This window comes from Streptomyces sp. NPDC055955 (genome assembly GCF_042270245.1).
GTDB lineage: Bacteria > Actinomycetota > Actinomycetes > Streptomycetales > Streptomycetaceae > Streptomyces.
Genome location: NZ_JBHJYS010000010.1, coordinates 187,755 through 200,126, shown reverse-complemented (window position 1 = coordinate 200,126; position 12,372 = coordinate 187,755). Strand labels below are relative to the sequence as shown.

9 protein-coding genes are annotated in these 12,372 nt (G+C 70.8%); all 9 read right to left on the bottom strand.

Annotation, left to right across the window (positions count from 1 at the left end):
- Positions 1–16: 16 nt before the first annotated feature.
- The 9 genes from ACFC96_RS21805 to ACFC96_RS21765 all read right to left on the bottom strand — a co-directional run bounded on the left by ACFC96_RS21805 (position 17) and on the right by ACFC96_RS21765 (position 12,246).
- The gene (locus ACFC96_RS21805; RefSeq protein WP_116513463.1) at positions 17–958 is read right to left on the bottom strand and encodes an ABC transporter substrate-binding protein; all 942 of its coding nucleotides are present in this window, start codon (positions 956–958) and stop codon (positions 17–19) included.
- Positions 959–1,044: 86 nt separating this feature from the next.
- Positions 1,045–3,018, bottom strand: coding sequence for an ABC transporter permease (locus ACFC96_RS21800; RefSeq protein WP_376613649.1), 1,974 nt, complete (start codon positions 3,016–3,018; stop codon positions 1,045–1,047).
- Positions 3,018–4,286 (bottom strand): glycine betaine/L-proline ABC transporter ATP-binding protein, encoded by a 1,269-nt coding sequence (locus ACFC96_RS21795; RefSeq protein ID WP_376613647.1) that lies wholly within the window; start codon positions 4,284–4,286, stop codon positions 3,018–3,020. The genes ACFC96_RS21800 and ACFC96_RS21795 overlap by 1 nt, the downstream gene beginning before the upstream one ends.
- Positions 4,286–5,824 carry a GMC family oxidoreductase gene (locus tag ACFC96_RS21790; protein ID WP_376613645.1) on the bottom strand — a complete coding sequence of 513 codons (1,539 nt, stop codon included), beginning with the start codon at positions 5,822–5,824 and terminating at the stop codon, positions 4,286–4,288. Before ACFC96_RS21790 ends, ACFC96_RS21795 begins: the two co-directional genes overlap by 1 nt.
- Before the next feature lie 102 nt (positions 5,825–5,926).
- The gene (locus ACFC96_RS21785; RefSeq protein ID WP_376613643.1) at positions 5,927–7,429 is read right to left on the bottom strand and encodes an aldehyde dehydrogenase family protein; all 1,503 of its coding nucleotides are present in this window, start codon (positions 7,427–7,429) and stop codon (positions 5,927–5,929) included.
- Between the two features lie 379 nt (positions 7,430–7,808).
- Positions 7,809–8,801, bottom strand: coding sequence for a malate dehydrogenase (locus tag ACFC96_RS21780; RefSeq protein WP_116510870.1), 993 nt, complete (start codon positions 8,799–8,801; stop codon positions 7,809–7,811).
- 342 nt (positions 8,802–9,143) lie between these two features.
- Positions 9,144–10,283, bottom strand: a complete 1,140-nt coding sequence (locus ACFC96_RS21775; protein WP_376613641.1) for a DUF2690 domain-containing protein — start codon at positions 10,281–10,283, stop codon at positions 9,144–9,146.
- A gap of 642 nt (positions 10,284–10,925) precedes the next feature.
- Positions 10,926–11,393 (bottom strand): DUF3017 domain-containing protein, encoded by a 468-nt coding sequence (locus ACFC96_RS21770; protein WP_376260035.1) that lies wholly within the window; start codon positions 11,391–11,393, stop codon positions 10,926–10,928.
- Complete coding sequence (locus ACFC96_RS21765; protein ID WP_376260037.1) at positions 11,383–12,246, bottom strand: bifunctional methylenetetrahydrofolate dehydrogenase/methenyltetrahydrofolate cyclohydrolase; 864 nt, start codon at positions 12,244–12,246, stop codon at positions 11,383–11,385. The genes ACFC96_RS21770 and ACFC96_RS21765 overlap by 11 nt, the downstream gene beginning before the upstream one ends.
- Positions 12,247–12,372: the final 126 nt, after the last annotated feature.

Sequence of the window (12,372 nt, the reverse complement as noted above, 5' to 3'; positions counted from 1 at the left end):
GGGAGGAGCCGGACGGCTACTTGGGCAGCCAGGACCGCCACGTCGACTCGTGCTCGTCGATCCACTTCTTCGCCGCCTCGTCCGGCGACAGTTTCTGGTCGGCGATGAGCAGGGAGACCTCGTTCTGGTCCTCGGTGGTCCACTTGAAGTTCTTCAGGAAGGCCGCCGCCTTGCCGCCGTTCTTCGAGAAGTCCGCGTTGAGGTACTTCTGCAGCGGCGTCTTCGGATAGGCGCAGGCCACCTTCTTCGGGTCGGCGTCGCAGCCGTCCTTGTAGGCCGGCAGCTTCACCTCCGTCATGGGCACCTTCTTGAACAGCCACTGTGGCTGGTACCAGTACGTCAGGAACGGCTTCTTGGCCTTGGCGAACTGCTTGATCTGGGTGATCTGAGCCGCCTCGGAACCGGAGAACACGACCTGGTACTTCAGCTTCAGGTTGTTGACCAGCGCCTTGTCGTTGGTGACGTAACTCGGGGAGCCGTCGAGGAGCTGGCCCTTGCCGCCGCTCTCCGCGGTCCGCAGCTGGGACGCGTACTTGTTGAGGTTCTTCCAGTCGGTGACGTCCGGGTGCTGCTTGGCGAAGTACGTGGGGACGAACCAGCCGATGTGTCCGGTGACGCCGAGGTCGCCGCCGTTCACGATCGTCTTCTTGTCCTTGACGTACCGCTGCTCCTGGTCGGGGTGGCCCCAGTCCTCCATGATCGCGTCGACGCGGCCCTGGCTGAGCGCGTCCCACGCGGGGACCTCGTCGACCTGGACGGTGTCGACGCGGTAGCCGAGCTCGTGCTTGAGCAGGTACTCGGCCACGGCGATGTTCGCCTGCGCACCGACCCAGGACTGCACGGACAGGGTCACCGTCTTCGCGCCCTGCGCGTTGGCGTACGGAGAGGACTGCTTGGTCATGTCGGCGGCGCCACAACCGGTCGCCACCAACAGGGTGCCCGCGGCCGCGAGCCCCATGGCCGCCCTGCGCGCCCGCACGGGGCGCGACGTGGTCGTCCCTCGTGCCCGCGCCGGACGGAAAGATCGAAGTGCTCGCATCGCGATCACGCTCCCTTCTTCGCGCGGCGTTCGGTCGGCTGGGTGACCCGGTCGAGCATGAGACCGAGGCACACGATCGCCGCGCCGCCGACGAGCCCGGTCGCCAGGTCGCCCTGGGCGAGGCCGAACACGACCTCGTAGCCGAGCGCGCCACCGCCCACCAGACCGCCGATGATCACGACGGCGAGGACGAGGACGACACCTTGGTTCACGGCCAGGAGCAGCGCGGGCCTGGCCAGTGGCAGCTGGACCTGACGCAGTTGCTGCCCGCTCGTCGCGCCCATCGACCGGGCCGACTCCATGGCGGCCCCGTCGACCTGGCGGAGCCCCTGCGTGGTGATGCGGATGACGGCCGGCAGCGCGTAGACGACGGCGGCGGCGACCGCGGGGGCTCGGCCGACGCCGAAGAGCGCGACCACGGGGATCAGATACACGAACTGCGGCATCGTCTGGAAGACGTCGAGCACCGGCCTGAGCAGGCGTTCGAGCCGTCCGCTGCGCGCCGCCGCTATCCCGACCGCGAAGCCGACGACGAGCGTCACGGCGACGGCCGCGAGCACCTGCGACAGCGTGTCGAGGGACGGCTTCCACACACCGAGGACACCGATCGCGGCCATGGCGAGCACGGCCGTCAGGGCGGTGCGCCAGGTGCCGATCAGCCAGGCCAGCGCGGCGACGATGAGGAGCACGGACCACCAGGGCAGCCACTGCAGCCCGTCGCGCAGCGGGTCGAGGACCCAGGTGGTGAAGTGCCCGGCCCAGTCGGCGGTGCCGCCGATGTAGGGGACACCGGAGTAGAGGTGGTCGGTCATCCAGTCGACGGCGTTGTTGACCGGGTCCGCGATGTTCACGGTCCAGGCCTCGGGCCAGTCGATCCGGTCCGCGAGACGGGCCACGAGGGCGACGGCCACCGTGAGGACAGCGGCGACGCCCCAGCCGTACGCGCCCTGCAGGCGACGGCCGTCGGGTTCGGCGGCGCCGAGCCGCTCCCCCGCCGCGGCCGTCGTACGGTCCAGGATCACGGCGAGCAGCACGATCGGGATGCCGGCGGCGAGGGCCGCGCCGACGTCCACGGAGGCCAGTGCCTGGTACACGCGGTCACCGAGGCCGCCCGCGCCGATCACCGACGCGATGACGGCCATCGAGAGCGCCATCATGATCGTCTGGTTGAGGCCGAGGAGGAGTTGCTTGCGGGCGAGCGGGAGCCGGGCCGTCAGGAGGCGCTGCCGCGCGGTCGCGCCGAGCGAGGCGACGGCCTCCATCACGCCGCCGTCGGCGCCGCGCAGGCCGAGCGCCGTCAGACGGGCCATCGGCGGGGCGGCGTAGACGACGGTCGCGAGGACGGCCGCGGGCACGCCGATGCCGAACACCAGGACGACCGGCAGCAGATACGCGTACGCGGGAAAGACCTGCATCGTGTCGAGGACGGGCCGCAGCGCCCGGTACGTGCGGTCGGAGAGTCCGGCCGCGAGTCCCAGGAGCATGCCGAGCACGACCGAGGCGAGGACCGCGACGATCATCAGCGCGAGGGTCTGCATGGTCGGCACCCACATGCCGAACCAGCCGCACACGAGGATCGCGGCGACGGCGGACGCCGCGAGCTTCAGGCCCGCGACCCGCCAGGCGACGAGCCCGGCCGCGGCGGTGACACCGGCCCAGCCTGCCGCGAGGAGCACCAGGTAGACGCCGCGCACGCTCACGACGACGACGTTGCTGATGTGGCCGAAGAAGTAGAGGAACAGCGGGTGGCTGTCCCGGTTGTCGATGATCCAGTCACTGGTCTTCCCCAGCGGTCCGGTCAGGTCGACGGTGAGCGCGTGCGGCCAGCTGCCGCTCGCCCACTTGGCGTTCACGATCGGTACGAGTACGGCCGCGACGACGGCGAGCAGCAGGAGCTTGCCGAGGACGCGGTTGCGCAGGAGCGCGCCGAAGCGCGGGGTGTCCGCCGCGGGGGCGGTGGCGGTACTGGCGGCAGCCATCAGGCGACCTCCTCGCCCGGCGGCGTGACGGGCGCGGGCGCGTCGGCGTCGGCGCCTGCCGCAGCGGAACCGGAAGCGCCCGCCACGGCCGAACCGGAACCCGAACCGGAGGCGTCGGCCTTGGCCGAACCGGAACCCGAACCGGAAGCATCGGCCCCGGCCATGCCCGCCTCGCCGAAGAACCCCTCCCCGGAGGCCCCGTCCGTCCCCGCCACCACATCCAGCAGCCGCGCATGGTCCACGACGCCCAGGCAGCGCCCGTCGTCCATGACCCGCACCGCGAACCCGGTCCTGGCGACCGCCTCGATCGCCTCCGACACGGTCGCGCCGGGCGCGATGGCCGGGCCGCGGCCCTCCTCGTCGGCGTCGGCGGGCCGCATCGCGCGGCGCACCGTCATGACCTGCTCGCGCGGCACGTCCCGGACGAACTCGCGTACGTAGTCGTCGGCCGGCGAGCCGACGATCTCCTCGGGCGTCCCCAGCTGCACGATCCGGCCGTCGCGCATCAGCGCGATCCGGTCGCCGAGCCGCAGCGCCTCGCTGAGGTCGTGCGTGATGAAGACCATGGTCCGGCCCTCCTCGCGGTGGAGCCGGATGACCTCCTCCTGCATGTCGCGGCGGATCAGCGGGTCGAGAGCGCTGAACGGCTCGTCGAACAGCAGCACTTCGGGATCGACCGCGAGGGCGCGCGCGAGCCCGACACGCTGCTGCTGACCGCCGGACAGCTGCCCGGGCCGCCGCTGCTCAAGGCCGTCGAGGCCGACCTTCGCGACGACCTCCGCCGCCTTGGCGCGCCGCTCGGCGCGGCCCACACCCTGGATCTCCAGGCCGTACGCGACGTTGTCGAGCACCGTGCGGTGCGGAAGGAGCCCGAAGTGCTGGAAGACCATGGCGGCGCGGTGCCGGCGCAGTTCGCGCAGGCGCCCCTTGTCCATGCCGAGGACGTCCTCGCCGTCGATGGATATGCCGCCGGAGGTCGGCTCGATGAGCCGGGTCAGGCAGCGGACGAGGGTGGACTTGCCGGAGCCGGAAAGGCCCATGACGACGAAGACCTCGCCCTTGCGCACGTCGAAGCTGACGTCGCGGACCGCGGCGGTGCACCCGGTGCGGGCGCGCAGCTCGGCGGCGCTCAGGGCGGCCAGCTCGGCGTCACCCGGCACCCGGTCGGCCTTCGGCCCGAAGACCTTCCACAGGTTGTTCACGGAGAACACCGGCGATCCCGCCTGCGCGTCCGTCACCTCGGCGTTCGCGGTCGTGTTCGTACTCATCACGCATCACCACCCAGCAGCTCGGCACACTTCTCCCCGACCATGAGCACCCCGATCATCGGGTTCACCGCCGGCATCGTCGGGAAGACGGACGCGTCGGCAATGCGGATCGCTTCCAGGCCCCGAATCCTCAACTCCGGGTCCACAACGGCGAGTTCATCATTCTTCGCACCCATGCGACAGGTCCCGGCGGGGTGGTAGACGGTGTGCGCGACCTTGCGCGCGTACTCGCCGAGTTCCTCGTCGTCCACGACGTCGGGCCCGGGGCACACCTCGCGCTTGAGCCAGCCGGCGAGCGGCTCGGTCTTCGCGATCTCCCGCGCGATCCTGATGCCGTCGACCAGCGTGCGGCCGTCGTAGTCGTCCTCGTCCGTGAAGTAACGGAAGTCGAGGGCGGGCTTCTCCTTCGGGTCCGCGCTGGTCAGGTAGAGGCGGCCGCGGCTGCGCGGCTTGGGGATGTTCGGCGTCATCGACACCCCGTGCTCCGGCCTGACGTAGCCGAGGCGCTCCGGGTTGTCGGTGAACGGGATTTGGTAGAAGTGGAACATCAGGTCCGGCCCGCTCGCCTCCGGATCACGCTGCACGAAGAGGCCCGCGTCGCTGCCCATCGCGGAGTTGTCGGGGATCGGCCCGTCCGTCTCCCACACGATCACGGACTCGGGGTGGTCGAGCAGGTTCTCGCCGACGCCCGGCAGATCGTGCAGGACCGGGATCCCGAGCTCCTCCAGGTCGGCCTTCGGCCCGATGCCGGAGTGCATGAGCAGCCGGGGCGTGTCGACGGCGCCGGCGCACACGACGACCTCGTGCCGCGCCTCGACGAGCAGTTCCTCGCCGTCCTTCGTCCGCACGTGGACGCCCCGCGCCCGCGTGCCGTCCATCTCCAGCCGGTACGCCCAGGTCTCCAGGAGGAGCGTCAGGTTGGGCCGGTCGCCGGCCTCCATGTGCGGGTGCAGATAGGCGACGGAGGCGCTGGAGCGCTTGTTGTTCTCCGGGTGGTACGCGAGGTCGAAGAAGCCGACGCCGTCCTTGAACGGCGCCTTGTTGAAGCCGTCCACGCGCGGCACACCCGTGGCGGCCTGCGCGGCGTCGACGAAGTCGCGGGCGATCGCGTTCCGGTCCTTCTCGTCGACCGCCACGATGTTGTTGCGCAGCTTGTCGAAGTACGGGTCCATCGCCTTGTGGTCCCAGCCCTCGGCACCGGCCGCGGCCCACTCGTCCCAGTCGCCGGGCAGCGGCTTGAACGAGATGAGCGTGTTGTGCGACGAGCAGCCGCCGAGCACCTTGGCGCGGCTGTGCAGGATGTGCGAGTTGCCGCGCGGCTGCTCGGTGGTGGTGTAGCCGTAGTCGAGGTCACCACCGAGGAGGCCGAGCCAGCGGCGCAGGGTCAGGACGTCGTCGCGGTCGATGTCGCTCGGGCCGCCCTCGATGACGGCGACGGTGACGTCGGGGTTCTGGGTCAGCCGGGACGCTATGACGGATCCGGCGGTGCCGCCGCCGACGACGACGTAGTCGTAGGTGTTCACGGACTTCTCAGGCATGCGTCAACTCCAAGGTTCTGCGCGTAATGGGCAGTGCGAAGTGCGGTCGGCCGGCCCAGCGCGAAAGAAACGGGTGGTCAGCCCGGTGCGAAGGGTCGATGGTCAGCCCGCGAACCAGCGCACGGGCTTCGGCGCCAGGTTCTGGTAGACGTGCTTGGTCTCGCGGTACTCGGCGAGCCCGGCCGGGCCCAGTTCGCGGCCGATGCCGCTCTTGCCGAAGCCGCCCCACTCCGCCTGCGGGAGGTAGGGGTGGAAGTCGTTGATCCAGACGGTGCCGTGGCGAAGGCGTCCGGCGACGCGCCGTGCGCGGCCCGCGTCGGCGGTCCAGACGGCGCCGGCGAGTCCGTACTCGGTGTCGTTGGCGAGCGCGACGGCCTCGTCCTCGGTGCGGAACGTCTCGACCGTCAGGACGGGCCCGAAGACCTCCTCGCGGACGACGCGCATCTCGCGGTGGCACTGGTCGAGGACGGTCGGCTCGTAGAAGTACCCGTCGGCGGGCCGTACGTCGCTGGGCTCGGGCCGCTTGCCGCCGCTGCGCAGCACGGCCCCCTCGGCGAGGGCCGACGCCACGTACGACTCGGTCTTGTCGCGCTGCTGCGCGGAGACGAGGGGGCCGCACTCGACGCCGTCCTCGGTGCCGCGGCCGAGCCTGATCCTCTCGGCGCGGCGGGCGAGTTCGGCGACGAAGCGCTCGCGCACGGACTCCTCGACGATGAGCCGGGCACCGGCGGAGCAGACCTGTCCGCTGTGGATGAAGGCGGCGTTCAGGGCCTGGTCGACGGCGGTGTCGAAGCCGTCCTCGGTCTCGCAGGAGTCGGCGAAGACGACGTTCGGGTTCTTGCCGCCCAGTTCGAGGGCGATCTTCTTCACGTCGGCGGCCGCGGCCTGCGCGACCTTCGTGCCGCTGATCAGGCCGCCGGTGAAGGAGACGAGGTCGACGTCCGGGTGCTCGGCGAGCCGGGCTCCCACGGTGTGGCCGGGTCCGGTCACGATGTTGGCGACGCCCGCGGGAAGACCGGCCTCCGCCAGGAGTTCGATGAGGACCACGGTGGTCAGCGGCGTGATCTCGCTCGGCTTGATGACGAAGGTGTTTCCGGCGGCGAGGGCCGGGGCGACCTTCCAACTGGCCTGCAGGAGCGGGTAGTTCCACGGCGTGATCAGGGAGCAGACGCCGACGGGCTCGTGCACGACCACGCTGTGGATCTCGTCTGACCCGGCGTCGACGACGCGTCCGCCGCCCTCTCCGACGACCAGATCGGCGAAGTACCGGAAGGCGTCGGCGACACAGTCGACGTCGACGCGCCCCTCCTCGACGGTCTTGCCCGCGTCGCGGCTCTCGAGCAGACCGATCTTCTCCCGGTCGCGTACGAGGAGGTCGGCGACGCGGCGCAGGAGAGCGGCGCGCTCGGCGACGGGCGTCGCCGGCCACGTTCCTTCGTCGAAGGCGCGGCGGGCGGCGGCGACCGCGGCGTCCGCGTCCTGCGTGCCGCCCTCGGCGATCAGTGCGAACGGCTGGGCATCCGCCGGGTCGAGGATCTCGCGCGTGGCCCCGGAGACGGCACCGCGCCACTCTCCGTCCACGAAAATGCTCTGGTTTTCAGACACGTCCCGTTTTGCCTTCCGTTCCCGAACAGTCCCCCTGAACATCGCGGGACTCCCTTTTCACGAAGAGCCTGCGACGTCGGAAGCCCCTGCCCTGGGGATCGGAAAGCATGCACAACCCGTGGCCGAAAGTGGCCTGCGTCACCGCATACATGAGCAATAAGTCCGAAAAGTCACCACTGACGCGACTACTCGGGGTACATGCCCCGTACAAACATGCCCCGTACAGACACGCCGAGCACGAGAAGTCCGGTACGAGCACGCCAAGCACGCACACGCCCGGTACGAACGCCGCGCCCCCGCCCCTCCGGATCGACCGGACGGACGGGGGCGCGGGTGAGGCCGCGTGCAGGTGACCACGGGCACCTGCGGGACGCGTGGATCAGATGAGGCCGAGCTCGCGGACCGCGGCGCGCTCCTCCTCGAGCTCCTTCACCGACGCGTCGATGCGGGCGCGGGAGAACTCGTTGATGTCCAGGCCCTGGACGATCTCGTACTTGCCGTCCTTGGTGGTGACGGGGAAGGAGGAGATCAAGCCCTCCGGGACGCCGTAGGAGCCGTCCGACGGGATGCCCATGGAGGTCCAGTCGCCCTCGGCGGTGCCGTTGACCCAGGTGTGGACGTGGTCGATCGCGGCGTTCGCGGCCGAGGCAGCCGAGGACGCGCCACGGGCCTCGATGATCGCGGCGCCGCGCTTGGCGACGGTCGGGATGAAGTCGTCGGCCAGCCACTGCTCGTCGCCGCCGATGGCCTCGATGGCCGGCTTGCCCGCGACGGACGCCTGGAAGATGTCCGGGTACTGGGTGGCGGAGTGGTTGCCCCAGATGGTGAGGCGCTTGATGTCCGCGACCGTCGTGCCGGTCTTCTTCGCGAGCTGCGTGAGCGCGCGGTTGTGGTCCAGACGCGTCATGGCCGTGAAGCGGTCGGCCGGTACGTCCGGGGCGGCGGCCTGCGCGATGAGCGCGTTCGTGTTGGCCGGGTTGCCGACGACGAGGACCTTGATGTCGTCCGCGGCGTTGTCGTTGATCGCCTTGCCCTGCGGCTTGAAGATGCCGCCGTTGGCGGAGAGCAGGTCGCCGCGCTCCATGCCCTTGGTGCGGGGGCGGGCGCCGACGAGGAGGGCGACGTTGGCGCCGTCGAACGCGACGTTCGGGTCGTCCGAGATCTCGATGTTCTGCAGCAGCGGGAAGGCGCAGTCGTCGAGCTCCATGGCGGTGCCCTCGGCGGCCTTGAGCGCCGGGGTGATCTCCAGGAGGCGCAGGTTGACCGGCACGTCCGCGCCGAGCAGCTGGCCGGAGGCGATGCGGAAGAGCAGTGCGTAGCCGATCTGGCCGGCTGCGCCGGTGACGGTGACGTTCACGGGAGTGCGGGTCATGGCGTTCTCCGTATGACAGCAGGGCTTTTTTTGATCGATCTCTCGGCATCAAGAGATCCGCCGTCAGGCTATCGCGCCCCGGACCCCCCGCACCTCCGGGTGCATGTGGCCCGCCCCACAGAACACCCACTCCCCGTAGCGGCAGGCGGCGCGACAGGAGGGGCGTCGCGACGCGAGAGGTTGACGCGACGGCAAGCGGCCGCCTGCTCGGGAGAGGTGGGCAGACGGCCGCTTGTGGGGGGCGCCACTTGGTGACCGCTCCCGTGGGGGTACTGATCCGCCTGCCCCGGACCGGGGCAGGCATGCCCCCGTTGCGCATGGAATTTTGCGACACCCGAGCCGTTACCGCGTGCAGCCCTTCTGGCCGGCCTTCAGCGACGCGCAGGCCTTCGCCTCACTCGCCTTCGTGACGGCCACCATCGGGGTGTACGCGTCGAGGTCCGCGTCGACCGTGCCCTTCTGCGCACCGGTCGCGCCGGCCTGCTGAATCCGGACCTCGTCGCCCGGCGCCGCCTGCGTGATGCGCGCCCACGCGGCCCCGCACGTCTTGCTGTAGCGGACCTCGATCCTGGCCTGGCCGACGAGCACGGAGTCCGTGGTCCGCGCGAACTCGCCTCCACAGCCCATCGCCTCGGGGTCCTTGCCGGTGCAGTCCTTGCCGCTGCACTGAACTCCCACGGGCAGCTCGGGGGCGCTGCTGGTCGGCGTCGCCTCCGGCTTCGCGTCGTCGTTCTTGTCGCCCCTGCCCGCGCCCGTGAGGTACACCGCCGCGGCGATGACGACGAGCGCGCCCACGACACCCGCGAGGAGCATCGTCAGCCGGCGCTTGCGCCGCTGCCGGTCCGGCGAGCCGCCGCCGGCCCCCGGCTGCCCGGCCGGCCCGCTGTCGCCGCCCGCGTGGGCCCCCGCCCCGTCCGCGTACGCAACGCCGCCCCCGGCGCGCTCCCGTGGACGGAACACCTGCTCCCTCTCGCTCCCGTACGGCAGCGAGTCCGCCAGGGGCGCCTTCCCCTGCGGCGGCACGGTCGGTGCGACGTCCGCGGGCCCCGCGACGCCGGTCGCGCCGCCGCCGGACGGCCTGGCCGCCGTCCTGCCGCCGTCGCCCGCGCTGCCGTTCCTGCCGCTCTTCGTGGCCGTAGGCCCGAACTCCCCGAGCGCTGCGCGCGCCTGGGATATCCGTATCGCCTCCATCGTCATGTCGTGACGCATCTCGGAGCGGCTCCAGGCGCGCTCCGCGAGCTCCCACATGGTGGTCAGATGGACCGGATTGGTGCCCGTCACCTCGGCCAGGGTCACGATCGCCCGCTTCGGCGCGAGCAGCCGGCCGTTCAGATACCGCTCCCAGGACGTCTTGCTGTACCCGGTGCGGTCCGCGACCGCGGCGATGCTCAGTCCGCTGCGGTCGACGAGCCTGCGGAGCTGGCTTGCGAACTCCCGGACCTGCGGGTCGAGTTCATCCGGTAGCGCCCTCCAACGAGGCATCACTTCCCCCTATTCCCCCCGTACGTGCCCTGATCCCCCGCGCCGCGCCGCACCCCTCGCGCCGGTCCCGGCCGGCGCCAGCTGCGCCGACCCCCTCTGGCTACCCAGTGGGATGCGCGAAGCCAGGATGTCAGTTCCGGGGGCGGGGGCGCACAGGGGCATTCGACGGCGTTCGGCCCACCGGCGTGCACCGTTGCACAACCGGAGACCCACGGTCCAGTGTCCCATCGGGGTCCACCGCACCCCGTGGAACCCCGAACGTCCCAGCTCAGCGCCGAGGTTGCCCCGGGCCGTGCCAATTGCCCACGTTAACCCCACTGTTGAGGCAACAGATGGCAAATACGTGAACTTGTCGATACATCAACATGCTTCGACACAGTAGGAACGGCGCATTACGGAAAGTGTCCGGCGACCGATCGTTGCCGCCCTCGCACACCGTGGCGGAATGGTCACTTCCGTGCCACAGCGGGCCGCTCAACCTTGAAGGACACCTGACGCGTCCATGACTCTGGTGACCACGGCGAGGAGATCTCCACGGCGAGGGCGGGGCCCACGTGGACGACCCGGACCCCAAAGACCGGCGGCGCCCGTCCTCCCTCGGGGGAGAGGACGGGCGCCGTCTTCGTGTGTGTGCCGCGGATGTCAGCTGATCGTGAAGTGCAGCGTGTCGTTCAGGAACGGGATGACCAGCCAGGGATTCGGCTGCACCATCAGCGCGAGCAGCACGATGACGACGCCCAGGAACCCGTACGTCACCATGTCGGTGAAACGGGAGCGCACCGCGAGCATGCCCACGGACGGGAGTGTCCAGCGCAGCACCGCGCCGCCGATCAGCGCGACGCCGATCAGCAGCGTCCCGACGCGGAACGCGTCGAACGCGGTGAGCAGCAGTCCGAGGCCCACCAGCGAGATCACCGCCAGGATCGGCCACTGCCGCGCCGGGGCCGGGGCGTCACCCGGCGCCGCTCGACCGCCGCCCTCGGGGCGCGCGGTGTCCCTGGTGAAGAGCGGGAACCGGCGCGAGGCGCGCCGCGGCTGCCCGTCGGCGCCGGGAGCACTCACGGCCCCCTCGGCGCCTTCCGGGGTGCCGGCGCCGGCGTCAGCCGACACCGTGCGCGTTCCGTTCCGCGGCCTCGACGACGTTCACGAGGAGCTGGGCGCGGGTCATGGGGCCGACGCCGCCCGGGTTCGGGGAGATCCATCCGGCGACCTCGGTGACGCCCGGGTGGACATCGCCGACGATCTTGCCGTTCTCGTCGCGCGAGACACCGACGTCGAGCACGGCGGCGCCCGGCTTGATGTCCTCGGGCTTGATCAGGTGCGGGACGCCCGCGGCGGCGACGACGATGTCGGCGCGCCTGAGGTGGGCGGCCAGGTCACGGGTGCCGGTGTGGCACTGGGTGACGGTCGCGTTCTCGGACTTGCGGGTGAGCAGGAGCGGCATCGGGCGGCCGATGGTGACGCCGCGGCCGACGACCACGACCTCCGCGCCGTTGATCTCCACGCCGTGCTCGCGCAGCAGCGTGATGATGCCGAAGGGGGTGCAGGGCAGCGGCGCCGGCTCGTTCAGGACGAGGCGGCCGAGGTTCATCGGGTGCAGGCCGTCCGCGTCCTTGGCGGGGTCCATCAGCTCCAGGATGCGGTTCTCGTCGATGCCCTTGGGCAGCGGGAGCTGGACGATGTAGCCGGTGCAGGCGGGGTCCTCGTTGAGCTCGCGGACGACCGCCTCGATCTCCTCCTGCGTGGCGGTGGCCGGCAGATGGCGCTGGATGGAGGCGATCCCCACCTGGGCGCAGTCGCGGTGCTTGCCCGCGACGTACTTCTGGCTGCCCGGGTCCTCACCGACGAGGACGGTGCCGAGGCCGGGCGTGACGCCCTTCTCCCTCAGGGCCGCCACACGGGCGGACAGATCGGACTTGATCGTGGCTGCGGTGGCCTTGCCATCGAGAATCTGGGCGGTCATGCCCCCATCTTCGCGGATGGCACCGCCCCGGTTCCAATCCGGGCGTCCCAGCTTGATCACCGTTGTTGCACTTCCACAACGCATACGGAATGCGGCTGGACAAATAAGCCGCACCTAAAGAACCAT